We start from the raw sequence: 25472 nt of genomic DNA on the forward strand, positions 1-25472 counted from the left end.
GAATTATGAATGAGACAATATTAAATTTTACCAATGGCAAAATATTAGTTGGCGATACGTTTACAAATTCGGCATCGTTCAAAATTCAAAATGGGGTTTTTACCGCAATTGAAACCAATATAGCAGATAATACAAATTCGATTGACCTTATGGGTGGTTATTTAATTCCTGGTCTTATTGATACACAGGTTAATGGCGGCGGCGGTGTTTTATTTAATGATGACATTAGCATTGACGCGCTTAACAAGATTGCCAAGGCCCATTTGCAATATGGCACAACTTCACTATTGCCAACCCTTATTAGTTCTGATGTGCCTGTAATTGAAAAAGCAATCGCGGTAGTTGATGATGCGATTGCCAATAAAACAAATGGTATTATTGGCATTCATATCGAAGGTCCGTTCATCTCGAAAACCAAAAAAGGCATTCATGATGAAAGCGTGTTCCAATCAATCAATAATGCTGCCAAGGCAGTTTTAAAGTCGTTTAAAAATGGCAAAATGCTTTTGACACTTGCGCCCGAAGAAAATCAAATTGCCGACATTTCTGAATTGGACGCTGCGGGCATAATCATAAGTGCGGGTCATTCAAATGCCAATTATGAGCAGGCAAAGGCTGGGTTTAATGCCGGCATAAAGGGTGTAACCCACCTCTATAATGCCATGTCACCATTAATGCACCGTGACCCCGGTCTGGTTGGGGCGGCACTGGAAAATAAAGATATTTATATCGGTATTATTTTAGATGGGCATCATGTCCATGAAACTGCGGCGAAAATTGCAATACGCGCCCATGGTACAGAAAATTTCATGCTTGTTACCGATGCAATGCCAAGTGTTGGGTCGGCGAATAAGGAATTTGAACTTTGTGGCAAACATATAAAGGTCGTAAACGGCGTTTGCATGGATGATAATGGTACGCTTGCTGGTTCTGATCTTGATATGGCGGCGGGATTAAAGTTTGCGATTAAGACCCTTGGGGTTGATGAAATAGAGGCCGTTAAAATGGCAACTTATTACCCCGCAAGATTCCTTGGTCTTGAAAATGAAATTGGGCAATTAAAATTAAATAGCAAAGCCGATTTTATTATCATGAGTGATGATTTTGATGTTGCTGCGGCCTATATCGCGGGCGAAAAAGCTTATAGCAAAACATAACCAACTGTTTTTAAATTATAATTTAATCATATAAAACAAATACCAGTCTTTTAAAAGGCGGGTATTTTAATATTAAGCATTGCGTCATTTTTGGTATTGTTCGCGCATGCATCATGCAAAAAACGTATCGAGTTTGCGTTCAAATAGTATTGGAAGCTATAAAAATACCAACGTATAAATTTTTCAACGCAAACAAAAAACAAAACTTCAAAAATTTAAAACAAGGGTTTCGGTGAATAATTCATCGAATTACAAGCGGAGAGAAATATGGCTGTGCTTAATCGCATGGACTGGTATGATTTAGCCAGATCCACAAACTGGACACCGAATTACGTTACCGAAGATGAACTATTCCCGCCGGATTTGTCAGGTGGTTTTGGTTTACCACAAGAGGCATGGGAAAATTATGATGAGCCTTATAAACAGACCTATCCCGAATATGTAAAGGTTCAGCGTGAAAAGGATGCGGGTGCATATTCTGTCAAAGCAGCGCTAGAGCGTAGCCGGATTTTCGAAAATGCCGATCCGGGTTGGAAGTCAGTTATGAAGGCGCATTACGGTGCAATTGCCCGCGGTGAATATGCCGCCGCAAGTGCCGAAGCGCGCATGATGCGCTTTTCCAAAGCCCCAGGTATGCGCAATATGTCAACACTTGGCTGTATGGATGAAATCCGCCACGGACAGATGCAATTATATTTCCCACATGAGCACGTTTCAAAAGACCGCCAAATGGATTGGGCTTTCAAGGCTTATGACACGAATGAATGGGCAATGATTGCGGCACGTCACTTCTTTGACGATATTATGATGACGCGCGATGCGATTTCGGTTTCGATCATGCTTACCTTTAGCTTTGAAACTGGCTTTACCAATATGCAATTTTTGGGGCTTGCCGCCGATGCCGCAGAAGCAGGGGATCACACCTTTGCCAACCTTATTTCAAGCATTCAAACCGATGAATCGCGCCATGCACAAATTGGTGGTCCGGCATTAAAAGTTCTTATTGAAAATGGGAAAAAGGAAGAGGCACAGAAGCGGGTTGATGTTGCGCTTTGGGGTGCATGGAAACTATTCTCGGTGCTTACTGGTCCGATTATGGATTATTACACCCCACTTGAGCACCGCAAACAATCATTCAAAGAATTTATGGAAGAATGGATTGTGGCACAGTTTGAACGTGCACTTACCGATATGGGGCTTGATTTGCCTTGGTATTGGGACATTTTCCTAGAAGATTTAAAAGATACGCATCATGGTATGCACCTTGGTTCTTATTATTGGCGCCCAACCGTATGGTGGAACCCTGCGGCAGGGATAACTCCAGAAGAACGTGACTGGTTAGAAGAAAAATATCCGGGTTGGAACGATACATGGGGTCAATGTTGGGACGTTTTCATCGACAATGTCGTTGATGGCAAAATGGAACTTGCATATCCTGAAACCTTGCCAATGGTTTGCAATATGTGCCAACTTCCGATTTTGGGCGTGCCGGGTAAAAAGTGGAATGTAAAAGACTACCCGCTTGAATATAATGGTCGCCTTTATCACTTTGGTTCAGAAGTTGACCGTTGGTGCTTTGAACAAGATCCAGAGCGCTACGCCGGACACCTAAGCATTGTTGATCGTTTCCTTGCAGGGATGATACAACCAATGAACCTAGAAGGTGCGCTAAAATATATGAATATTGCACCTGGCTAATGTGGTGATGATGCCCATAATTACGCATGGGCAGAGGTTTATCGCGCCCTAAGAGCAAACAAAAAAGCAGGTTAGTAAATTGCGGCATAAGTGCCGCAAGCCTTCCTTTAAATTTTTCAAAAAACGAGAATTAAAATGGCTTTATTTCCTTTAGGTTCAAATTTTGAGGGCGATTTTGTTTTGCAACTAATCGCAATCGACACAGAAAATACAATGGATGAAGTTGCCGCCGCTGCCGCAATTCATTCAGTTAACCGCCGCGTAAGACCGCGCCCCGACTGCATTATGCGCGTAAGAAAACAGGGCGCAACCGAGTTTTTTCCACGCGATATGAAGGTTGCGGATTCTGGGCTTATGCCAACTGAAACCATTGAAATAATATGGGAAAAAACCACGTAAATTAAAAAAGATTTGCAACAATTTGCAACAAGTTGCCATGAATAGGAGAACAGAATGGCATTCCAAAAAGTATGTACGCTAGATGATGTTTGGGAAGGCGAAATGGAGGCATTTACCGTTGATGGGCATGAAATATTGCTGGTATGTGCCGATGGCGGCGCAGTCAAGGCGTTTCAAGGCGTATGTCCACACCAAGATATTCCATTAGTCGAAGGTAAATTCGATGGCGAAAAAGTAATTTGCCGTGCCCATTCGTGGCAATTTGATGCCTGCACAGGAAAAGGAATAAATCCCGATGATTGTGCCTTGGCCGAATATCCGGTGAAGGTAGATGGCGAAGATATCTATGTCGATACTGCAGGCGTTGTACCGCTTTTCGCACATAGCTAAGCGCAAAAATATATTAAACAAGGAGAGCGAAATGAACGCAGTAAATTCAGGGCAGGCATATCATAACAATATGGTTGGGCCCGTTATGCGTTCGGGTGATTTGGCACTTGCCATCATCGAAGCGGCACGAATTGATAATCCAGAAAAAGAAGTTTTTGTCGATGACAAGCGTGCCTATATTCGAATTCACACTGAACACGAAATGATACTAAACCGCGAAACTATCGAGGCGGAATTAGGTCGTCCATTTAAAATGAATGACCTTGAAGTCGATCTAAGTTCATTTGCGGGACAAATTGAGACCCGTAACGATTCAATCCGTTTTTATTTCAAAACCAAAGTTTAAAATAGCGCCACAAAGAGCCGCAAACAAAGGGAGACTTTAATGTCCGAAACACAAGTTTTACAGCCACAAAAAACATGGACGCACCTTGCGGCGCGCCGTCGTCGGCCAAGTGAATATGAAATTGTAAGCGTGAATTTGCATTACAATAATCGTGATGCCAACGCGCCTTACGAATTGTCACCAAATATGTTCATGAATGAATGGTACAAAAAGAATACTTTTGGCACCGAATTAAAGCATCCCGATTGGAACGCTTTCCGCGATCCTGATGAAGTGGTTTACCGCACATACAACCTTATGCAAGATGGGCAAGAAACCTATGTTTATAGTCTGCTCGACCAATTTAATGAGCGCGAACACGACAAAGCATTGGATGCGCGTTGGGCGGGAACATTGGCACGCTTTTATGCACCTTTGCGCTATTTATTCCATACGCTTCAAATGGCGGGCGCATATATCGGGCAAGTTTCCCCAGCAAGTACGATTACCAATTGCAATTATTTCCAAATGGCGGATTCGATGCGTTGGCTAAGCCATACCGCATATCGCACAAAAGAACTGTCACTAACGTTCCCTGACAAAGGTTTTGGTACAGATGAACGCGAATATTGGGAACAAGATGCCATTTGGCAGGGTTATCGCGAATTAATGGAAAAGGCCTTAACCGTTTGGGATTGGGGCGAAGCAATGGTTGTCGTCAACCTCATTGCCAAACCTGCAATTGACGAAGTTGTTATGCGCAAATTGGGTGAAGCGGCACGTCACAATGGTGATACTCTGCTTGGGTTATTAACGGATGCCCAATTGATTGATGTTTCGCGTCATCGTCGTTGGCAGGCGGCATGGGTAAAAATGGCATTGGAAACCGAAGGCAATCTTGAACTTATCAAAAAATGGATTGCGAAATGGGAACCACTTGCTGATAAAGCAATTGATGATTACGCATCAAAATTGCCGGACGTTCCTGATGCGGCAGCCAAGGCAAAACAAGCAACGCGCGATTTCCGTGCTTCGCTTGGTTTGTAATTAAACTCACAATTTGTATATAATCTTCCTGTCCGTAAGGCATTGAATATTGCGGACAGGACTTATAGGGCATGTTAAAGACATGGGTGAAATTCTCGTTCACAAACTACAAGATGGAAGAACCATCATCGATACTGCGGCTGTAATTCACAATCTGAAAGATGGTGGTGAGTGCGTTCAAAATGACGAAGATACAATTCTTCGTGCTGCTTTACGATCTGGTATTGGATATTCATATGAATGCAATTCCGGCGGATGTGGCGGCTGCAAATTCGAACTTGTGGAAGGCGAAATTGAGAACCTTTGGGAAGATGCGCCCGGCCTAACCGCACGTGACCGTGCGCGTGGCCGGCACCTTGCCTGCCAATGTCGGGCGCGCGGCGATATAAAAATAAAAGCGACAACAAGCCCTGAATATAAGCCCATAATTCCGCCAATTCGCCAGAAAGCCCGCCTTATTGGTGTAAAAGATATTACCAAAGATATTCGCGAATTTCGCTTTAAGTCAGAGGGCAGCGCAAATTTCCTTCCTGGGCAGTTTGCCATGCTTGAACTTCCGGGGGTTGGCTCATCGCGTGCATATTCAATGTCCAACATTGGTAATGATGAAAATGAATGGCACTTCCAGATACGTTATGTCGAAAATGGGCGTGGGACATCATACCTTTTCAATACGCTTAAAATTGGTGGTGAGATTGAAATTGATGGCCCGTATGGTTTGGCATGGCTACGAGAAGATACACAACGCGATATTATTTGCATTGCCGGAGGTTCAGGCCTTGCACCAATGGTTTCAATTGCGCGTGGTGCGGCAAATTCCGGTATTTTGAAAAACCGTAAACTATATTTCTTTTATGGTGCGCGCACCCCAGACGATGTGTGCGGTGAAGAATTATTACGTGAATTGGAAATGGGTGACGCGATAAAATATATTCCGATTGTTTCTGTCCCCGGTGTTGGTGATTGGGATGGTGAAACTGGTTTTGCCCATGACGCGGTTCGAAAACTTATCGAAGATGATTTTAAAAATTATGATTTCTATTTTGCTGGCCCAACATTAATGTTGCAGGCAATTCAGGAATTATTGATGATTGAAAAACGTGTTCCGTATAATCAGGTTCATTACGACAGGTTCTTTTAATCTATTTTTTTGCCGCCAGCCCAACTTCTTGACGGAAATTATCAAGTGTCCCCAAAAACACTTTTAAAATTGGGGATCTGTCATCTTTTAGATACATACAACTAATGTCAATTGTAATTGGCGGAGAGCCTTTTAACGCAACATATTTTACATCAGATGCCGCATAGCGGGTTGCTGATTCCGGCGCAAAACAAATCCCAAAACCCGATGAAACCAGCGCAATTGCGGTTGCCGCATCGCCGACAACTTGTGCAACATTGGGGTTAAGCCCGAATTGATGAAAAAGCCCGGTAATAAAATCCGCAAAATTCGGGCGTGCTGCATCGGGGAATAAAATCACTGGCTCTGTAACCAAATCCTGAAACGTAAGGACATTACGCCTTGATAATGGGTTAGAAGTATGAAGTCCAACCACCACCCTTTCGGTCGCAACAGTTTTGGTAAGGATGTCATTATGTTGCGGTATAAGGCGGTTAAAACCAATGCTAATACGTTTTTGGCGTAATGCTTCGATTTGTTCGCTTTTATTCATGGTGTGCAGGATAATTTGCACATTAGGGAAAGCAAAACGAAATCTTTGCAACATTCGGGGTGCAACTTCAAAAATGCCAGAGCCAAATATTCCGATATCAAGGCGACCGACAATTCCTTCTGCCGCACTTTTGGCACGCGCGGTTGCATCTTCTGCTAAGGATAGGATTTTTACCGCATCGGCATACAATGATTTACCGGCATCGGTTAATTCAACCCCTTTGGCAGTTCTTTTAAAAAGCTGCAGCCCGAGGTCTTGTTCAAGTTGTTGCATTTGACGGGTCAATGGCGGCTGCGAGATGTTCAATATCTGTGCGGCCCGCCCGATATTTCCTTCATCTGCAATTGTAACAAAATGTTTTAGTTGTTTTATTTCCATTTCCTACCCCAAATCAAAACCTATCAGGCAATTTGGAATTAGTAAATAAACCATCGAAAAATAAACGGAATAATCGGGTATAAGCATGAAAGATTTGGATAAATTTTATTGTGCAATCTCGTGCAATAATGCCTAATAAAGTGAATTTACTAGGGCGTTTGCGCGATAATTTTTATAAATCACTTTTATTATACCAATATTTTTATTATTCTTTGGGAATGGGAAAATATCGCGCGCAAATTGGCAATGAAACATATGGTTTTTCATCACTTAAACAGGTGTTGGCGTATGCGTCACCACTTCGTTCTGGTGACCAGCTTTCGGGCGTTGCCGCACCCAATGCCGCACATAGAGTTGCCGCGCGTTATGCCTTGGCTGATATAGAATTAAAAGATTTTCTAAGCGAAGATTTTGCCCCATATGAAACCGATGAAGTTACACGGCTTATTTTTGATAGCCATGATAAAGATGCGTTTAAACCTATTTCATCCTTTACAATTGGTGAGTTTCGGGAATGGCTGCTTGATTGGGAAACTGATGGTGCAATGATTAGTGCGGCAGCACCGGGAATTACGCCCGAAATGGCGGCGGCAGTTTCAAAAATATGTAGCAATGGCGATTTAATTCAAATCGCATCAAAAATTCGGGTTGTTACAAAATTTCGCACAACAATTGGGCTTGCGGGGCGGCTTTCGGCACGTTTACAACCCAACCACCCAACCGATGACCCAAAGGCAATCGCGGCGGCAACATTGGATGGTTTGTTATATGGTATTGGTGATGCGGTAATTGGAATTAATCCTGCTACCGATAATGTTGATGCCTGTATAACGCTTTTGACCATGCTTGATGCTTTGCGTGAAAAATTCGCAATCCCAACGCAATCATGCGTATTATCCCATGTAACAACATCAATTGAGGCTATAAATCGTGGTGCACCACTCGATTTAGTATTTCAATCAATTGCGGGAACGCAAAAGGCCAATGATGGCTTTGGGGTTTCATTATCCGTATTGAAAGAAGCACAAGAAGCTGCACTCACACTGAAACGTGGCACAATTGGGCAAAATGTGATGTATTTTGAAACTGGACAGGGTGCAGCACTTTCATCTGATGGGCATCACGATATGGATTTGCAAACGGTTGAGGCGCGCGCCTATGCGGTTGCCCGTGCGTTTGATCCCTTGTTGGTAAACACGGTTGTTGGTTTTATTGGCCCTGAATATCTATATGATTCAAAGGAAATTATACGCGCCGGTTTAGAAGACCACTTTTGTGGCAAGCTGCTTGGGCTGCCGATGGGGTGCGATGTCTGTTATACAAATCATGCCGAGGCGGATCAGGATGATATGGACAACCTTGGCATTCTTCTTTGTGCCGCCGGCGTTAACTTCATGATTGCGGTTCCGGGTGCGGACGACATCATGCTTCATTACCAAAGCCTTTCAAACCACGACATATTACGGATGCGGCATTTATTGGGATTACGTGCCGCACCAGAGTTTGAGGAGTGGTTGATTAAAATGCGCCTCGCCGATGAAAAGGGTAAGGTTCCACCACTACAATTCAATAATTATGCCGTAAAACAGCTATTATCAGAGGGGTGATTATGGAAAAAACAGACCCCTTCACTACCCTTCGCAATAATACGCGCGCGCGGGTTGCACTTGGGCGGGTTGGTGATGCCATTCCAACCAAGGCTATGTTGGAATTGCAAATGGCGCACGCAATGGCAAAAGATGCCGTGCATGGGCGCGTTAATTTTAATGATGTTGCCAATGACTTGATTGATATAGATGCAATTGAATTAAAAAGTGCCGCCATTGATCGGGGTGTTTATCTTCGGCGACCAGATTTGGGAAGGCGTCTTTCCGAAGGCGAAGCAAACAAGCTAGAATTTGGTGAATATGACGTTGCATTTGTGATTGCCGATGGGCTTTCAGCCTTTGCAGTGCAGAAGTATTCGGCCAATGTTGTTAATGAAACTATCCCTCTTTTAAATGGGCTAAAGATTGCGCCTGTGGTTTTGGTTAATCAGGGGCGGGTGGCGATTGGTGACGAGATTGCACAAGGCCTTGGCGCAAAAATTGTAATTATTTTGATTGGTGAAAGACCTGGGCTTTCATCGGCGGAATCACTTGGCGCCTATATTACTTATGGTGCATCGGTGGGAACACCGGATTCGGCACGCAATTGCATTTCCAACATTCATAATCACGGCTTGTTACCAATAGATGCGGCAAAGAAAATTGCTTGGATTGTTAATGAGGCATTGAAAATCGGTCTCACAGGTATTGGCCTTAAAGAGGCATATCCAACAAATTATATTGATAGTGATGCAGACACAATCCAAATAAAATAAACGCCGCAATTTTCATGCGGCGTCTTTTTTATGTTTTGCTTTAAAATTTAATCTAATGCGACATGAATTGCATGTTCTGCCTCTGCGATGGCTTTTGCGCGCGCCTCAATATCTGCGCCAACTGGTGGCCCTTGGAAGCGTTTACGTTCAATACCAAACCAAACAGCAATTGTTACGGCAATGATTACCGCCATGAACAATAAAGCCTTGTCATTTGGTGGTTGTACGCCAATGAAGAAAATAACCGCCGCAATCGCAATACAAAACATTGCAACAATCGGGAATTTTGCACCAATGTTCCATGGCCCAAAGGTTTTCCAGCTTTTGTTAAATGCCAACATACCAGCCGCAATAGGCATGCAATAAGACAAATAAAGCGTGATTGATGTTACCGCAACCGCAACCGAATATGCATCCGCCCACGCCACGAATATAACCGCAAGGCCAGCACCAACCCAGGTTGCCGCAACCGGCGTGCGCCATTTTGGGCTAACTTTTGATAATATTTCAGAGAATGGCAAACCTTTGTCACGCGCAAATGCAAATATCATGCGTGAAATAGAGGTGACGGTTGCCAAGCCGCAAATGTATTGCGCAACAAAAATCAAACCATAAATAAAGAATTTCAAGCCCGCTGGAACTTGTGCATCCATAACGTAAAAGAAGACATTCCAACCTTGCTTTGCGGCCTCATCCATATTTGGAATGGCAACAACAAACGAACAAGAGAATATGAATGCAAACAAGCTTGCCCAAAATACAGAATGAACAATCCCGCGTGGAACGCGTCTTGCGGCATCCACTGTTTCTTCTGACGTATGTGCCGATGCGTCATAGCCAGTTAAGGTGTAAATCGGCAACAAAAGTCCAAGACCAAATACCATCAAAATGCTTTTGCTTTCAGGCCAAACATCGCCACCCACAGCACCAGAATAGTTTTTAAAAGTCCAAAGGCGTGAAAAATCACGAACTTCACCAGGATCATTTCCGGCAAACCAAAACAACGTTCCCGCCAATAATACTGCGCCACCCAAAATTAAATATCCCGATAAATCAGTTAATTTGGTGGTTAGTTTAATACCAAGGTGATTGATAAGGGCGTGGGTTGCCGTCATTATTGCCACGAACCAAAACTGTGGTGTTTCAAAAAATAATGCACCATCTTTGGGAGTAGGAATGTGAAGCATCGCACCAAAGGCACCATTAAAGAAGCCAAATGTGCCGACGTTTATCGCAGCAAGAACCGTAATTAGACCGATAAGATTGAACCATGCGGTTGCCCAACCCCAACCACGTCCACCAAGAATTGATGACCAGTGATAAAGGCCGCCTGCCGTAGGAAATGCGGACGCGATTTGTGCCATGCCCATAGAAAATAATAATGCGCACGCGCCGCCAACGATCCAACCAATTGATAATGCCGCACCACCGACACCGGATGTCCCTTGTGCCAATGAGTTGATACCACCTGATAAAATACAAATAATTGAAAATGAAATGGCAAAGTTTGAAAATTGCCCCATTGTTCTTGCAAGTTCTTGTGCATACCCCATTGAATGCAGGGTTTTCACATCATCATTTATTTCTGCCTCAGCCATAATGCCCCCGATTGGTTTAAATTGGGCATGGGTAAAAAATTTTCACCACCCAATTCTTTGAGGCTATATTCAATGCTATGGCGGTCAAATAAAATTTAAATGTTATAACGAAAAATTCGCTTTCAAATAAAAATTAACCAATTCAACAAGTAGTATGATTAAATTGTTTGCAAAAATATATGACAAATATGTTACAAAGCTTGAGACTGAGGATGAAATATGGGGGCTATTGCGGGTAAACTTTGAACCAATCCCTTGTAAGCAATGCAAACAATAAAGAAAAATTGCAAAAATGCTCCGTCGAAACGCAAAGGCAAATTGCATGGCATTCGTCCGCCTACGCCTTTGGCTTTGGCGCGACAGCCTTCAATTTATATATTAATCGTGTAGGGTAATATTTAGTTTGTGCCTTTGTGGCTTGCCGAGCCGTAGCCCGTAGGGCGAAGGCTGGTGGGCGCAGCAGGGATTGAACCTGCGACCCCTACAATGTCAATGTAGTGGTTAAGTTGTTTTTCCTTATATTTCAAACACTTAACTTGTTTCGCATTGTTTCGCTAAAGTTACTGTTTTTAATACGTTTTTAGCGGTTTTTGTTTCTTTTTGCTTTACTTTGTTTCTGTTTTGTGGTGTCTATTTAGTGTCGGAGATTTTAGCGTCCGACACCATATAGACACCTAATAGGGCAAAAATGATTACTACCACCGCGAAAATCACAAAGAAGAATGTTGACGCTTTGATTTGCCCAAATGGTGAAAATGAAGCACGGATTTTTGACACCGAACTAAAGGGCTTTTGCGTGCGTGCATATCCCACAGGACGAAAGGTCTATATTGTAAGATACAAATTCGGAAAAACCCAAAGAACGTTTACCATAGGCGCGCATGGCACTTTCACACCCGAAACAGCAAGGGAAGCCGCAAAGGAAATATTATCCAAGGCAACCCTAGGCACAGACACCGCACTTGAAAAGCACAAAATAAAAACCGCAATCACTATTCAAGATTTGGCAGACCAATATTTCACACAAGGCAGAATTACACAAAAGAACAAACGTGAAAGCACTTGGATAGGTGATGAAAGACGCATTGCCGTGCATATCTTGCCCCAAATCGGCAGAATGCGAATTGATGATATTACAAAGGTTCTTGCGCACAAAACAATCAATGCAATCACGGAGGGGAAAACCAAAAGACGCGAAGCAGGGCAAAAACCGCGCGGGCTTTCAATCGTAACGGGGGGCGAAGGCACGGCACGCAGAACACTTGCAACGGTGAACGCAATGTTTAATTGGGGCAAGGAATATTTGGACGTAAAAGCAAACCCGTTCACTTCAATTAAATTTACTGAAAAACAATCCAAGGAACGCTTTTTAAGCCCCACAGAGGCAAATCAGCTTGTCGAGGCAATCAACACGCTTGAGAACCAAAAAATGCTTTCAAGCCCCTTTGCAGACGCTTTTAGAATCCTTTTGCTAACGGGGGCGCGCAAAAGTGAAATCGCAAACTTGCAATGGCATGAAGTGGACTTTGAAAACCGCATTCTAAGACTACCACCCGAACGCAGCAAATCGGGAAATAAAACGGGGGAAAGAAACATTGTCCTAATGCCAGCCGCATTAGAGATTTTAAGCAAGCGTTTCGATGACCACCGCGAAGCAAAATTAAAAGCCCCCGAAACCTCAAACTATGTTTTCAAAAGCACGCGCACAGGACAGGCAATAATCGGGCTAAGGAAGGCATTTAACCGCGTTCTTGAACAAGCGGGGATCGATGGCTTGCGCATTCACGATTTACGCCACAGTTTCGCAAGTTTCGCCATTGCAGACGGTGCAAGCCTTTTCCTTGTGTCAAAACTATTGGGGCATTCAAACACCCGCGTAACAGAACGCTATGCACACCTATCAAACGACCCCTTGCAAAGTGCCGTTGAGAAAATCGGCAAACGATTTGCGGTAACAAATGGTAAGGTTGAAGGCGGTGAGAAAGTAGTTAAGCTGACTTGAGAGAATATTGAATAATGGGGATATTAACAAAAATTGATGAATATGAAGTTGAATTGTTTTTCGATGAAGCAGATAAATTGTTCTACGGATTTTTATATTGGGAGGAATATCCCAAAGGCATTTGCTTTTATGGCTCAAACTTTTCAGAATTAGCTAATTGCTTTTCTAAAGGCGTTGAACTTTATGAAAAGTGGTTAAGAGAAAGTGGGAGAGAGAAGCGGTTTAGGCACTGCGCGCCTTTCGGACTTTCATACAATGTGTTTCTCGAAAGACTGGAAGAACAATCAAGAAACTTTTACGAACAATCGAACAGAATTATACGCGGCTATGGTTTCCCTTTATCTGGTGAACTTTACCGACTTATGCTGAAAAACCGCAAGCGATATAAATCGCAATCATTCGGTGCGGGCGCTATTGATATTATTTTGAAACGACGCCTTACTCAAATTTGCTCATTAAGTGAATCTATCCAGAAAATTAAAGACGACAACATAGAATACTTAGCTTATTTATTAAGAGAATTTGTTAATAACTACGAGAGAATTGGTTTTGGAATTGACCCGCTTTGGCTCGTAAATACAAGTTCTGAACAATTCGATAAGTTCAACGAATTGAATATATCTTATACTGAATTGCTCGAAGATTTTATTTACGATTGGACTTTTGACGCTAGTCGAGCTTATCGAAGCCAATCGAATATTTCAGATGCGCGACAAAATTTTATTCCATTGTGGGAGCAATCAATAGGGCTAGAGTTTCAAAAGTTTTGTAATGAAAACCCTAACCTGAGCAACGAAGAACTTTGCGACGAATTGGAAAGTCGTTTAAACATTTGGAACAACTGCTTCAATCAAAAACGCAAAACAAAACTACAGTTTCCAAAGACATTTGAAGCTCTTTTATATAACATTAGAAAATGGCGACAAATGGGATTGATACCGATTAAGCCAAACGGTAGACCAAAAACATATAAACAAACCTAGTTTACATTTTTTCACGTTTTTTATCGCATTATCTAGTTTTCCAAGGCGCAGTTAAGCACCGAATCGTTCGGGCTTGTGTCTTTGGAGAACTGCAAACATGGCAGAAATTGAAAAACTACTTACGGGGCGAGAAGCCGCCGAAATCTTGAAACTAAGCGAGCAAACTTTACGCATTCAACGCATAAAAGGCAGTGGGGCAAAATATGTTAAGGTGGGGCGTTTAGTGCGTTACCGTCAATCAGACCTTGAAGCCTATCTTGACGCGCGCACTTTTGAAAACACTTCACAAATGGGGGCGTAAATGGAACGCAATTTAACGCCCCAGAATGAAAACGCCCCCCGTTGCAGCGAGGGGCAGACTTCAAAAGCCACCGCCTATAAATCACGTCCTTATGTAATTATCAAGCGAAAAGATGAAAGCCTAAAGACAATTTATGACCGCCCCGCCCAAACCTTAACATTTCTTAACAAGGTTGGCGCACGCGGCGCGACCCGCCTTGAATTTACACGCGCAGGGTGGGCGCGCAGCGTCCCTAGTTATATTCATGACCTAAGACGCATGGGGCTTAATATAAGCAGCCCCCTAGAGCCTACAAACGATGGGGCGCACGTTTCAAGATACAGACTAGAAGAACCCATTGAAATCATTGAAACCAATATCGGGGGCATAAAATGACTGGTTCTATTTTAATCGGCGAAACGTCAAAAAATGCCCGCGAAATATACAGGTTTCAATTAACTGAATATCAGGGGCATAGGCTCTTTGATTTGCGCATTTATGCCAAGAATAAAAATGGCGAATATGTTGCAACACCAAAGGGCATATCGATCCAAGCGGATAGAATTGAACTGGTTGGCGAATTAATCTTGCAGGGTAAAAAATTATTACCCCTTGAAAATTGATTGATGTTCGGGGGTTTAAAGCCCCCGAATATACCCGTCAAAAACTGTTCATTTCCGTGCATTTTTTTTGCTAACTTTTCCTAACATTTTAAGGGCGCGTGAAAAACGCGAATGATGACCCATGTCTAAGAAAAAGATATATAAAAACGGACGTAACAAGGACTTTAAAGGCACTTTTACAATGTTGCGTCACGACATTACAAAGTCAGAAGCATGGCTTGCATTAAGAGCCACCGAAAAAGCAATTCTAATTCAAATTTGGCTTAGGCTTAACATTGATGAAAGTAACAATGGAAAGATATTGGCAAGCCATAGAGAACTTGCCAAAGAATGCCATATAAGCCGCCCCACAGTCTCAAAAACAATAGAAAGACTTGAACAAATCGGATTTATCGAAGTCATAAGCAAAGGCACGTTTAATTGTAAACAACGCCTTGCCTCTGAATTTAGGCTTACATTTTTCAAATGCCATGCAACGGGTAAATTACCAACAAACGATTGGCGACTTTATGACCCCAAAAAGGTTTTTGATGATGATTTAAACCAATATCAAGACGAATAATAAACCTTACCTATATGGTAATATATAATAGTGGTATCTATTCTTTACCCGTGACCTTCCATAATTGGCGTTTACGGGTATCTATTTTTTACCCGTGACCCCATATTTTGCCATTTTTAAATTTGCACTGGTTCTATTTTTTACCCGTTGTGGCATTTACGGGTATCTATTCTTTACCCGTGAAATAAATTTTGCGGTGGAAATGTTGTCATTTGTTGTCTTTTTAGGGACTCGCAAAACGCAAGGTTTTTCACTCGCATTTTGTTATAAATTCCATCTTTTTCCATCATACGCGAAACAAGAAACCTTTAGCTTGTTTATTGTTCAGGGAATAATAAACCACAGCTTAAAGCGAATAACTTTATTACACACGCGCGCGTATTGTTCGGTTTTTGAGTAACAACATTTAACAACTGGAGGCTATTCACGCGCGCATGTTAGGTGACCTTGACGTCACTTGACAACCGTGAGGCGTTATTAAACGCGCACGCGCGCATGTTAGGTGACCTTATCGTTACTTATCAAGCGTGAGGCGTTATTAAACGCGCACGCGCGCACGTTAAGGGCTTTTATAATTAAGAAAACTGTTTTCAATGCACGGCAAAATACAAAATTAATTTGACTCTTTTTTAATAATGTTCTTGTTATGTTCTATTGGGGCTGCAATGGGTGAAACATGAATAATTATGACTATTGTGTGCTATGGGGCTTGATAAAATCAATTGAACGCATGGGGGCTTTGGAAACAGCCCGCATTTACCAGAATGAACTTGAGCAACATCAAAGCGGGTTCATGCCCCGTCCAATATCGCTTTTCCGAATAGAATTATATTCAATCCGTCATGAAATGTTAAACAGCCATGAAACCCGCCTTGCAAGTTGAACATGAGCGGTTTCGATGTAATCTGGTTCAAATTTGCGGTGGATTCAAAGAGGCAGTGGAAAATAATTCAGATGTCGCGCTAAAATTTTTCTACCCTAATGAACTTTTTGCGACACAGAACATTGAAATCCTTGTTGGTAAAATTGACAAAAACTCAAGGTTTAAACTTGCTGAATTAGGGTGGATGGTTTTCCCTAATTACATGACATGGCAAATCTACAACTTGTTAAACTTAATCCTAAAACAAAGCCCAGATTAGGCTCTAATTTTAATCTCAAGGTGTCTATTTGGTGTCGGAAATTATTTGAAGTTTTTGCAGCTAAATGCAAACACACCATAATTACTTGTTTTTATTGAGGAAAAATGGTGGGCGCAGCAGGGATTGAACCTGCGACCCCTACAATGTCAATGTAGTGCTCTCCCGCTGAGCTATGCGCCCGTTCAGCGTGGAATGCGTTTATTGAATTATATTTGACATTGCAAGCATTCAAAACATAGAATAATGAAATCAAATGCTTTCACTTTCGCTTTTCCAAATTTCAATTATTGTCGATGATTATGACAAGGCCATTGCCTTTTATCGTGATGTTATGGGCTTTACGCTGCTTGAAGATACAATGATTAGCGATACAAAGCGTTGGGTTGCGTTAAGACCCGGCGAAATTGGCGCTCAGATTATTCTCGCAAAAGCATCTGATGAAATGCAAAAAGCAGCAATTGGCAATCAATTCGGCGGGCGGGTTGGATTATTCCTTAAAACCGATGATTTTGATGCCACATATCAAAAACTTTTGTCTGGCAATGTAAAATTTCACGAAGCTCCAAGAAATGAAAAATATGGCAAGGTAGTGGTATTCGAGGATATTTACGGCAATAAATGGGACTTGATTGAACCAAAATGACTAATTTCATCATAAGAGATGCCAATATTGGCGACATTGCACAAATCCATGCAATTTATTCCCAATCGGTTATCGAAGATACCGCAAGCTGGGAATATGATCCGCCGACATTGCAAGAAATGCAAAGACGTTATGACGCTTTATTATCAGAAAATTTTCCATATCTTGTCGCGGTAAAGGGTGACGAGGTTTTAGGCTATGCCTATGCTGGGCATTATCGCCCGCGCATTGGGTACAGATTCTGCGTTGAGAATAGCATATATGTCAGCAAAACAAATCAAGGCATTGGGGTTGGCAAAGCACTTTTGAAATCATTAGTCAATGAATGTGAAACCCGCGGCTTTACCGAGATTATTGCGGTTATTGGTGACAGCGCAAATACGGCATCAATTGCGCTTCATAAATCTTGTGGTTTTTACCATGTTGGCCTTTTGCCCAAGGTAGGTTTCAAGTTTAACAAATGGCTAGATAGCGTGTTAATGCAATGCAGCATTGCAAAAGCGAATAAATAAAACCGCTCATTTTTGTTGCGGCGCACAATGAATATCTATATGAGACTTTAGTATAAATAAGAATCTCAGGTAAAAATTGTCTCAAGTGAAAAAATTTTCCGCGCGACAAAGTCTTTAGGGTTTAAAATGACGTACAAAACCAGTCTTTCACGCAAGAGCATTGTTGCAGCCGCATTTTTCACATTTTTGATGGCAATTGTCGCCTTTAGCGCCAGTATTCATTAATTTTATTCATTAATTTCGGCATACAATAAGTTTCTGATTTTAAAGCTTTACGCCGCCTCGCCTTATGGTTCGGCGGCTTTTATCTATTTGGGCATTCCCGCACCTTGCCACGCGGTAATACCGCCGGCAACATTATAAACATCTTTAAAGCCCAATTGTTTGAACGCATCCATTGATAAACCACTTCTGTGCCCCGTGCGGCAATAAACAATATATGGTTTCTCTTTTGGCAAGCGTTTCAGATTTTGGGCAAACTCCGGCGATTTAAAATCAATATTTACCGCATTCGGAACATGCCCACCCGCAAACTCTTCGGGGGTTCTTACATCAATGATCGTAACTTTTGCATTATTGGCAATAAGCGTATTTGCGCTTGCGGCATCAATTGTTTTTATGCTTTGTGCTTGCACCATTTCTTGCGGCGCGCATGACGACAACAAAGGCGCACCAATCAGCGCAGCGGCAATAAAAAGATTTTTGATTTGCATAAATGCCTCTCTAACACATTCAATAATTAGAAAATACTAATTATCAATATCACTTAGCGCAAGCAGAGTTTGTGAGATTAAGCAGCCATAACCTTTTCAACTTCGTTTACAAGATCACGAAGGTGGAATGGTTTTGATAAAACTTTTGCTTGTTGCGGTGCCTGATTAGCAGGGTTTAATGCAACGGCCGCAAAACCGGTAATGAACACGATTTTGATATTATTATTTATCTCATTGGCCTTGCGTGCAAGCTCGACACCATCAATACCTGGCATTACAATATCCGTTAGCAATAAATCATAATTTACCGCTTGAAGCGCATCAAACGCCTGATCGCCATCGGGATAGTCGCTAACATCATGCCCAGCTTTTACCAAAGCATTTGCAAGAAAGGTGCGAAGGCTGTCATCATCTTCTGCCAATAATATTTTTGCCACTTATATCCCCTGAAATAAAACCTAGTGCGCGCTATATAGCACGGCTAAAGTTGACAAATTCTAAAAAACCAATTTCAAAAACAATTAAAGCAAGAGCAAATTACATTATAAACATGAACACAAGTGAATATTTAGATAGTCAACCGCCGTTTTTGTGCCATTTTCCGGCACAATTAACGATGCCGCTTTTGCTTTCAAGCCCGCATTCGGGTCATTTTTATCCACGAGAATTTACAGAACAATCGCAATATGACACTGAAATATTGCAGAATTTTGAAGATCCATTCGTTGATGAAATATATTCATTTGCAGATAAAACTGGAATTTCATACATAAATGCAAACTATGCGCGGGCATATGTTGATTTAAACCGCGCACCCGATTCTTTTGATAATTTGTTGTTCAAAGATAATTTAAACCTTAACCCATGCTTGAACACTAAAAACGGTTATGGTGTTATTCCGCGCCTTATTGCCGCCGACATGCCAATTTATAAGGAAAAACTACACATTGCCGAAGCGCGCAATAGAATCAATTCTGTTTACAAGCCTTATCACGAGGCAATATCTAATGAATTGGCGCGAATAAAAGCAAAATTTGGCAAGGCAATTCTTATCGATTGCCATTCAATGCCACAAAAAGCCTTGGGCAAAGATGATATTGATATAATTATCGGTGATTGCTTTGGCGCATCCATAAGCCCACTTTTAAGTGACACTCTTGTACGTCATTTTACCAAACAAGGGCTAAAAGTTCGCAAAAATCATATTTATTCTGGCGGCTACATTACCAAAACCTATGGAAAGCCAAAAGACAATATTCAGGCCGTGCAAATTGAGATTAATCGCAAATTATACATGCTGCCTGATAAATATGCGAAATCGCCCCAATTTGATAGCGTTTCTGCCCTTATAGCCAAGGCAATAATTTCATTCATGCAAGAAATTTAAGCAAAAAAAGCCCCGCATGATAGCGGGGCAAATAAAGTTACAAGGGAGGAAACGCCCGAAAAGGGCTAAAGACGCCGAAGCGTCATGACCTATATATACTTCGCAGGCGCAAAATAAGCAAATGATTTTTTGCAAGTGCAGCATCCAAAAACGCAATACAAGGCTGTTTTTAATCTATTTGCACAATACAGACCCCTAAATGACGAATTTTTGTGCAAATATACATCGATATTTGGAAATATTATCCTTTTTGGCTATTTTTTGTGACTGCAATTTACTGCAATTAAAATATATCTGCACTCGTTTTTATTACATTTTAAGGGTATCAGATGGCTTCTATCTATAAAACTCGGGGAAAAACATGCCAAAACTTGCATTAATTCGTCATGGACAATCACAATGGAATCTTGAAAACCGCTTCACAGGTTGGGTTGATGTCAACCTTACTGAAGAAGGTGAAAAACAAGCAACTAAATCAGGCGAACTTTTGAAAGCAACTGGCATAGAATTTTCACAAGCCTTTACATCATTCCAAACCCGCGCAATTCGCACACTTTGGCTTGCATTAACGGCAATGGGCAGATGCTATTTACCGGAAACCAAATCTTGGCGCCTTAATGAGCGTCACTATGGTGGTCTTACTGGCCTTGATAAAACCGAAACCGCAAAAAAACATGGCGATGAACAGGTTCGCATTTGGCGCCGCTCATATGATATTGCGCCGCCACCGCTTGCAAAAGATGATCCAAACCACCCATCACAAGACTTACGTTATAAAGATGTTCCTGCAAATGAGCTTCCAGATACCGAAAGCCTTAAAACAACATTGGAACGTGTAACCCCGTTTTGGGAATCAGATATCGCACCGGCGCTTAAAGGAGGTAACGTTGTAATTGCGGCGCATGGCAACAGCCTGCGGGCAATTGTTAAAAACCTTTTTGGTCTTGATGAAGAAGAAATCATGAAGGTGGAAATTCCAACCGGCAACCCGCTTTTGATTGATTTGGACGATAATTTAAAACCAATCAGCGCGAAATATCTTGATGAAGCGCGTGCAAACCCATTACCAGCAATTAAATAGGTGAAAAATGGCGCATATAATGGATGAATTTTATATGCGTCTCGCCCTTGGGGTTGCCAAAGACGGCGCTGGGCTAACTGGCCCCAACCCCAATGTTGGTTGCGTGATTGTTTTAGACGGCAAAATTATTGCCTGCGAAAGAACCGCAGACAGCGGGCGACCACATGCGGAATATAAGGCGGTCGAAACCGCATTTGAAAGCTTTGATGGTATCGAAGGGTGTGATGTCTATGTCACGCTTGAACCCTGCGCCCATATTTCCGAACGTGGTCCAAATTGTTCGGATGTAATGCTTGATATCAAACCCGCGCGTGTAATCATTGCCATGCAAGACCCCGACCCCCGCACCGCCGGCAATGGCATCAAAAAAATGCAAGATGCGGGTATTATTGTCGAAGTTGGTCTTTTGGGCAATGAGGCCGCAGAACTAATCAAAGACTTTACCGCCCGCTTTGACAAAGCCTAATATTTCCACCTAATTGTTGCGCCGTACATTCTTGGCTCTGCTGGGAAACCATCAATTTGCGATGTAATCGCCCGCACCGTGCCGCTTTTTGACATTAACGGGCTTGCACCTTGCAATGGGCCATCAAAATATATTTGCGCGTAATGCTCATCAGATAGATTATTACCCCAAAGCATCAAATCCAACCCACTGCGAAGCGTTAAAGTTATACTCGCATTATATAAATCAAGTTCACGAGTTACTTTGCGACCATCAAGGTTTGAACCACCATTGAATGAAGACGTGTGGCGATGATTGAAATTGATGCGGTAATCATGCCCTGCAATCACATTTTCATAGGTAACATTATTTGTCGCCGTCCATTTTGGTGAAGCTGTCAATTGCTGCCCGGCAATCAAATAAAGATTGAGGTTTTGCCCAAGAAAAGTCGAGAAATCAGCAGGGTTCCCTAAATTATCCATATATTTGGTGTCATAATAGGCAAGCCCGCCATCATAACGCAAACCCTTGATTGGGGTTTTATAGCCGATTTCAAACTCCGCACCCTTTGAATAAACCTTTGGTACAGAGGCAACAATTTGCGAAATACCGTTATAGGTATTTAATTGGAAGTCGGAATAATCGGCCTTGAAAATCGCCAAGGCGGTTTTTAAATTGCCGCCAAGCCAATTATTTTTCATGCCAATTTCATAATTATCAACCACTTCGGCAGGGAATGAAGTATCAGGCGCGCGAATTGTCTGCGCACCCACCGCCCCCGAAACAATCGATCCCTTATTATCAGACATCACACGATCAAGGTTAAAGCCACCGGCCTTGTGACCATGGGCATAGGTGGCATAGACAAAAACCTTTTCATTCGGGCGGTAATCAATACTAAGAACGCCTGAAAACTGGTCATCATTGAATTTTTGTTTATGATCTAAGCCATCAAGTGCTGAACGCGCCCACGGCACACAAACAGTCCCAACCACACCCGCAAGATTTGCCGGCGCAATTGCCGATGGGTCAAAACCGTAAACTTGTTCGATTGCCTTACATCCCGCCGACCCCGTGGTTTCATATTTGGCGGAAAAATCTTTTTCAAGGTGATTATAACGCAAACCAAGGGTTAGGTTAACTTCATCATTAATTGCATAGATATTATGGCTATAAAGCGCAAGCGCATCGGCATTTTGTTCAAAATAATCCGACCAACCGCCGCCCAATGTCATGGCTTGGGAATTGGCATTAAACACACCACCCGTTGCCGAAGATATAATATTACGAAGGTTTTGCGCAAAGCCAGAAACCGGATTAGTTAAAGCACCCGCCCCCGAAAACAATGCGCCAATATAGGTTTCATAATCCTTGCCATAACGGAAAACATTGTGCGAATTGGTTTGTTCATGGCTATAAAACGCGCCAACTTTCCAATTTAATTTGCCATTTTCGCCATCAAGAGAAACTTCTTGGGTAAATTCTTTTATTTTATTGCCAGGGCGTTCTGACAAATCACGATACAAAATATCCGCCCCCGACCATTCACCATCTTGGGCATAGGCAAATTGGAAATAGCGATATGATGAAACGGATTTAAGGTGCTTGCCGGCAAAATTATAATCAATATCAAGGCTTATACCACGGTCATGCACAATCTGGTCAAAATAGCGATCCGCACTGGCGCTATATTCATTTTGCGTATTATTTGGTGATAAGGCATTGGCCGCAATTCGGTTTAGAATGGTGGTTGTGTTAACCGGTGCCCGACTATCGGGGACGTAAACAAAGGCATTACAACATGCCTCATTACGTTCAGATATATCGAAAATAAGGCGTGCTTTCAAAGCATCATTTGGTTTGTAAACCGCCTGCGAACGCAAAAGCCAATAATTAACATCATTATCCTTGCGTTCATTGAGTTGCCCCGCATTTACCGTGAAATATCCATCGCGGTTACGCACCACACCAAACAAACTCGCGGCAATATTTTCGCTTATGCCGCCCGAAATGCCCGCTTGAAGCCCAGTGGCATTATAATTACCCTTTGTAAACTCACCCCAAGTTTCTGTGGTCTGGGTTGGTTCTTTGGTTTTTATGGCAATAAGACCCGTTGTGGTATTGCGTCCGGTAATCGTGCTTTGTGGACCACGCAGGATTTCGACCCGTTCTAATTCGCCCAAATCACCAAACGCCACCGAAGTGCGCGCACGCGATACATTGTCAATCATAACGCCTACGCTTGGCTCTAGGCCAACATTCGTCCCCTGTGTGCCGATACCACGTATGCGGGCGGTTACTGATGACGCCGATTCAGATTGCGGTAATTGCAAAAACGGTGTGATTTGTACCAATTCTGAAAGATGATGTATGCTATTATCTTCAAGTTTTTGTTGATTATAGACCGAAACGGCAAGTGGCATTTTTTCGGATTTGCCTTTGCCTATAACAATGATTTGCTCATCAACATTTAAAACATCATCGGCATATGCGTGGCTCGCAACCGCAAACACCGCCAAAGCAATAGTGCATGATAAAAAATTGCGATAATTTGGATGATGTTTTTTCATTTTTATCCCCGATTTTAGTTTTATCAGAATTCGCGCTTTAAAACCATGATACCTTCGTTACAATAGAATAATTTTCTTAAATCGCTATATTTTGCTATTTTTTACAAAAATATTGACAATTATCTGGTATTTTGGCAGCTAGGTTCGTATGATAAACTCAGATGGTACAAATGTTAGGCGTCGTGCAAGGGTTGATTATAACCAATGTGGCATTGGCCTTGCCGCAGAAATTTTGGGCGATAAATGGATATTGCTTATCTTGCGTGAAGCGCTTTTTAACGTCATCCGCTTTGAAGATTTGCGTCAAGATTTACAAATCCCCAAATCCGTACTTTCAAAACGTCTCACACTTTTAGTTGATAATAATATAATGGAAAAACGCCCATATCGTGAATTAAACACGCGGGTACGATATTCATACCACCTAACAAAAAAGGGGCGCGGCCTATTCAAGGCATTTTTGGCATTGATGGAATGGGGCAATGAATTTATGTTGGACAAGCAGGCAAAATATATATTTATTGATAAGCATACAAATCTTCCGATTAAACTCGGCCTTATCGATACATCTGGGCAACAAGTTCCACAAAAAGCGGTAAGCATGATTATGACCAAAAGGATTTAAGCATAATGGCAAAAATTAGCGTTTTTGAATTTGAAAACAAAAAATATGTTGGCGTTATTGATGGCGACAATGTCAAAATAACAAGCGAATATATTGATTTTTCATCAATTGAATATGCCGCAAAAGCAAAAGAATTCACGAAAACCCTTGCCATTGCGGACGTTAAAATCCTTGCCCCCATTCCCAACCCACCACGTGTATTTGGTATGGGAAAAAATTATGCCGAGCATGCCAAAGAAATGGCTTCGGACGTGCCAACCACCCAGATCTGGTTTGCCAAACAACCAACATCTATCAATTCACCATATGGCAATGTTAATAAGCCAGTGGTTTCGGACATGCTGGATTATGAGGTTGAGTTGGTGGTTATTATCGGCAAAACCTGTAAACATGTTCCAAAAGAGCGGGCGCAGGAGGTTGTGTTTGGCTATATGGTTGGCTGTGACTTTTCGGTGCGCGATTGGCAAAAGGCTTCGCAAACGTGGAATATGGGCAAAGGTTTTGATACCCATGCACCAATTGGCCCATATGTTTTAACCCCAGATGAAGTAAATGATTTGGACGCGCTTGGGCTACGTTGTTTTGTAAATGGTCAAAAGATGCAGGATGGCAAAATCAAAGATATGGTCTTTAAAATCCCTGATATGATTGAACATTTAACCAAGGCAATGACCTTGTTGCCAGGGGATTTATTATTCACTGGCACACCATCGGGCGTGGGAATGGGGCGTAACCCGCCGTTTTACCTAAAAGCAGGCGATGTTGTTCGCTGCGAAATTGATGAAATGGGCTTTATTGAAAATGAAATCGTGCCCGAAGTGGTCGAGACGGTGATTAAATAGCGGATTTTTCGCGCTAATAAATATTATGCAAGCAG

General features: G+C 42.2%; 29 protein-coding genes and 1 tRNA gene. 24 read left to right on the forward strand and 6 right to left on the reverse strand.

All coding sequences use genetic code 11. The features are described from left to right. Window positions 1-5 precede the first annotated feature (5 nt). From nagA to KXV15_RS12165, 7 genes are all read left to right on the forward strand, one after another. Entirely contained in the window at window positions 6-1157 is a 1152-nt protein-coding gene (gene nagA / locus KXV15_RS12135) for an N-acetylglucosamine-6-phosphate deacetylase (protein WP_240008476.1), read from the forward strand. 267 nt (window positions 1158-1424) lie between these two features. Further along, entirely contained in the window at window positions 1425-2855 is a 1431-nt protein-coding gene (locus tag KXV15_RS12140; protein ID WP_240008477.1) for an aromatic/alkene/methane monooxygenase hydroxylase/oxygenase subunit alpha, read from the forward strand. A 135-nt stretch (window positions 2856-2990) separates the two neighbouring features. Next, on the forward strand, window positions 2991-3254 hold the full coding sequence (locus KXV15_RS12145; protein ID WP_240008478.1) for a toluene-4-monooxygenase system B family protein: 264 nt from the start codon (window positions 2991-2993) through the stop codon (window positions 3252-3254). A 54-nt stretch (window positions 3255-3308) separates the two neighbouring features. Continuing rightward, window positions 3309-3644 carry a monooxygenase system ferredoxin subunit gene (locus KXV15_RS12150; protein ID WP_240008479.1) on the forward strand — a complete coding sequence of 112 codons (336 nt, stop codon included), beginning with the start codon at window positions 3309-3311 and terminating at the stop codon, window positions 3642-3644. Between the two features lie 31 nt (window positions 3645-3675). Then, complete coding sequence (locus KXV15_RS12155) at window positions 3676-3990, forward strand: MmoB/DmpM family protein (protein ID WP_240008480.1); 315 nt, start codon at window positions 3676-3678, stop codon at window positions 3988-3990. 39 nt (window positions 3991-4029) lie between these two features. Next, on the forward strand, window positions 4030-5016 hold the full coding sequence (locus tag KXV15_RS12160) for an aromatic/alkene monooxygenase hydroxylase subunit beta (RefSeq protein ID WP_240008481.1): 987 nt from the start codon (window positions 4030-4032) through the stop codon (window positions 5014-5016). A gap of 82 nt (window positions 5017-5098) precedes the next feature. Continuing rightward, complete coding sequence (locus KXV15_RS12165; RefSeq protein WP_240008482.1) at window positions 5099-6157, forward strand: 2Fe-2S iron-sulfur cluster-binding protein; 1059 nt, start codon at window positions 5099-5101, stop codon at window positions 6155-6157. Between the two features lies 1 nt (window position 6158). Here KXV15_RS12165 and KXV15_RS12170 read toward each other — a convergent pair whose 3' ends face one another. Next, window positions 6159-7067, reverse strand: a complete 909-nt coding sequence (locus KXV15_RS12170) for a LysR family transcriptional regulator (RefSeq protein ID WP_240008483.1) — start codon at window positions 7065-7067, stop codon at window positions 6159-6161. Window positions 7068-7195: 128 nt separating this feature from the next. Here KXV15_RS12170 and KXV15_RS12175 point away from each other — a divergent pair, with 128 nt between their 5' ends. Continuing rightward, on the forward strand, window positions 7196-8674 hold the full coding sequence (locus tag KXV15_RS12175; protein WP_240008484.1) for an ethanolamine ammonia-lyase subunit EutB: 1479 nt from the start codon (window positions 7196-7198) through the stop codon (window positions 8672-8674). A 2-nt stretch (window positions 8675-8676) separates the two neighbouring features. Then, window positions 8677-9429: an ethanolamine ammonia-lyase subunit EutC gene (eutC, locus tag KXV15_RS12180; RefSeq protein WP_240008485.1), complete on the forward strand. Its 753-nt coding sequence runs from the start codon at window positions 8677-8679 to the stop codon at window positions 9427-9429. Between the two features lie 47 nt (window positions 9430-9476). On the opposite strand, the gene KXV15_RS12185 is transcribed toward eutC, so the two are convergent. Then, window positions 9477-11027, reverse strand: a complete 1551-nt coding sequence (locus tag KXV15_RS12185; protein ID WP_240008486.1) for an amino acid permease — start codon at window positions 11025-11027, stop codon at window positions 9477-9479. 688 nt (window positions 11028-11715) lie between these two features. On the opposite strand from KXV15_RS12185, the gene KXV15_RS12190 reads away from it, so the two are divergent. The 8 genes from KXV15_RS12190 to KXV15_RS12225 all read left to right on the forward strand — a co-directional run bounded on the left by KXV15_RS12190 (window position 11716) and on the right by KXV15_RS12225 (window position 16619). Beyond that, the gene (locus KXV15_RS12190; protein WP_240008487.1) at window positions 11716-13029 is read left to right on the forward strand and encodes a tyrosine-type recombinase/integrase; all 1314 of its coding nucleotides are present in this window, start codon (window positions 11716-11718) and stop codon (window positions 13027-13029) included. Between the two features lie 14 nt (window positions 13030-13043). Beyond that, on the forward strand, window positions 13044-14012 hold the full coding sequence (locus KXV15_RS12195; RefSeq protein WP_240008488.1) for a hypothetical protein: 969 nt from the start codon (window positions 13044-13046) through the stop codon (window positions 14010-14012). A gap of 97 nt (window positions 14013-14109) precedes the next feature. Beyond that, a complete protein-coding gene (locus tag KXV15_RS12200) occupies window positions 14110-14313 on the forward strand; it encodes a helix-turn-helix transcriptional regulator (protein WP_240008489.1) in 204 nt (67 codons plus the stop codon). Further along, window positions 14314-14688, forward strand: a complete 375-nt coding sequence (locus KXV15_RS12205) for a winged helix domain-containing protein (protein ID WP_240008490.1) — start codon at window positions 14314-14316, stop codon at window positions 14686-14688. Then, on the forward strand, window positions 14685-14915 hold the full coding sequence (locus KXV15_RS12210; protein ID WP_240008491.1) for a PC4/YdbC family ssDNA-binding protein: 231 nt from the start codon (window positions 14685-14687) through the stop codon (window positions 14913-14915). The genes KXV15_RS12205 and KXV15_RS12210 overlap by 4 nt, the downstream gene beginning before the upstream one ends. 121 nt (window positions 14916-15036) lie before the next feature. After that, on the forward strand, window positions 15037-15477 hold the full coding sequence (locus KXV15_RS12215) for a helix-turn-helix transcriptional regulator (RefSeq protein ID WP_240008492.1): 441 nt from the start codon (window positions 15037-15039) through the stop codon (window positions 15475-15477). Window positions 15478-16153: 676 nt separating this feature from the next. Further along, window positions 16154-16360: a hypothetical protein gene (locus tag KXV15_RS12220; protein WP_240008493.1), complete on the forward strand. Its 207-nt coding sequence runs from the start codon at window positions 16154-16156 to the stop codon at window positions 16358-16360. A gap of 55 nt (window positions 16361-16415) precedes the next feature. Next, window positions 16416-16619: a hypothetical protein gene (locus KXV15_RS12225; RefSeq protein ID WP_240008494.1), complete on the forward strand. Its 204-nt coding sequence runs from the start codon at window positions 16416-16418 to the stop codon at window positions 16617-16619. 105 nt (window positions 16620-16724) lie between these two features. On the opposite strand, the gene KXV15_RS12230 is transcribed toward KXV15_RS12225, so the two are convergent. After that, window positions 16725-16799: transfer RNA gene (locus tag KXV15_RS12230), tRNA-Val, on the reverse strand. A gap of 73 nt (window positions 16800-16872) precedes the next feature. On the opposite strand from KXV15_RS12230, the gene KXV15_RS12235 reads away from it, so the two are divergent. Both KXV15_RS12235 and KXV15_RS12240 read left to right on the forward strand, forming a co-directional pair. Beyond that, complete coding sequence (locus tag KXV15_RS12235) at window positions 16873-17262, forward strand: VOC family protein (protein ID WP_240008495.1); 390 nt, start codon at window positions 16873-16875, stop codon at window positions 17260-17262. Then, window positions 17259-17774, forward strand: a complete 516-nt coding sequence (locus tag KXV15_RS12240) for a GNAT family N-acetyltransferase (RefSeq protein WP_240008496.1) — start codon at window positions 17259-17261, stop codon at window positions 17772-17774. Before KXV15_RS12235 ends, KXV15_RS12240 begins: the two co-directional genes overlap by 4 nt. Before the next feature lie 308 nt (window positions 17775-18082). Here the strand turns inward: KXV15_RS12240 and KXV15_RS12245 are convergent, their stop codons facing one another. Then, complete coding sequence (locus tag KXV15_RS12245; protein ID WP_240008497.1) at window positions 18083-18487, reverse strand: rhodanese-like domain-containing protein; 405 nt, start codon at window positions 18485-18487, stop codon at window positions 18083-18085. Window positions 18488-18564: 77 nt separating this feature from the next. Beyond that, window positions 18565-18924, reverse strand: a complete 360-nt coding sequence (gene cpdR, locus KXV15_RS12250) for a cell cycle two-component system response regulator CpdR (RefSeq protein ID WP_240008498.1) — start codon at window positions 18922-18924, stop codon at window positions 18565-18567. A 113-nt stretch (window positions 18925-19037) separates the two neighbouring features. Between cpdR and KXV15_RS12255 the strand changes: the two genes are divergently transcribed. The 3 genes from KXV15_RS12255 (at window position 19038) to KXV15_RS12265 (ending at window position 21421) form a co-directional block, all read left to right on the forward strand. Further along, a complete protein-coding gene (locus tag KXV15_RS12255) occupies window positions 19038-19874 on the forward strand; it encodes an N-formylglutamate amidohydrolase (protein ID WP_240008499.1) in 837 nt (278 codons plus the stop codon). Between the two features lie 361 nt (window positions 19875-20235). Next, a complete protein-coding gene (gene gpmA, locus KXV15_RS12260) occupies window positions 20236-20955 on the forward strand; it encodes a 2,3-diphosphoglycerate-dependent phosphoglycerate mutase (RefSeq protein ID WP_240008500.1) in 720 nt (239 codons plus the stop codon). A gap of 19 nt (window positions 20956-20974) precedes the next feature. Further along, the gene (locus KXV15_RS12265) at window positions 20975-21421 is read left to right on the forward strand and encodes a bifunctional diaminohydroxyphosphoribosylaminopyrimidine deaminase/5-amino-6-(5-phosphoribosylamino)uracil reductase RibD (RefSeq protein WP_240008501.1); all 447 of its coding nucleotides are present in this window, start codon (window positions 20975-20977) and stop codon (window positions 21419-21421) included. On the opposite strand, the gene KXV15_RS12270 is transcribed toward KXV15_RS12265, so the two are convergent. Further along, entirely contained in the window at window positions 21418-23970 is a 2553-nt protein-coding gene (locus KXV15_RS12270) for a TonB-dependent receptor (protein WP_240008502.1), read from the reverse strand. The genes KXV15_RS12265 and KXV15_RS12270 overlap by 4 nt on opposite strands. Before the next feature lie 148 nt (window positions 23971-24118). Here KXV15_RS12270 and KXV15_RS12275 point away from each other — a divergent pair, with 148 nt between their 5' ends. Both KXV15_RS12275 and KXV15_RS12280 read left to right on the forward strand, forming a co-directional pair. After that, on the forward strand, window positions 24119-24595 hold the full coding sequence (locus KXV15_RS12275) for a winged helix-turn-helix transcriptional regulator (RefSeq protein WP_240008503.1): 477 nt from the start codon (window positions 24119-24121) through the stop codon (window positions 24593-24595). 5 nt (window positions 24596-24600) lie between these two features. Continuing rightward, window positions 24601-25437 carry a fumarylacetoacetate hydrolase family protein gene (locus tag KXV15_RS12280; RefSeq protein WP_240008504.1) on the forward strand — a complete coding sequence of 279 codons (837 nt, stop codon included), beginning with the start codon at window positions 24601-24603 and terminating at the stop codon, window positions 25435-25437. Window positions 25438-25472: the final 35 nt, after the last annotated feature.

Origin of the sequence: Pseudaquidulcibacter saccharophilus (genome assembly GCF_019455445.1) — a bacterium.
Taxonomy (GTDB): Bacteria; Pseudomonadota; Alphaproteobacteria; order Caulobacterales; family Aquidulcibacteraceae; genus Pseudaquidulcibacter; species Pseudaquidulcibacter saccharophilus.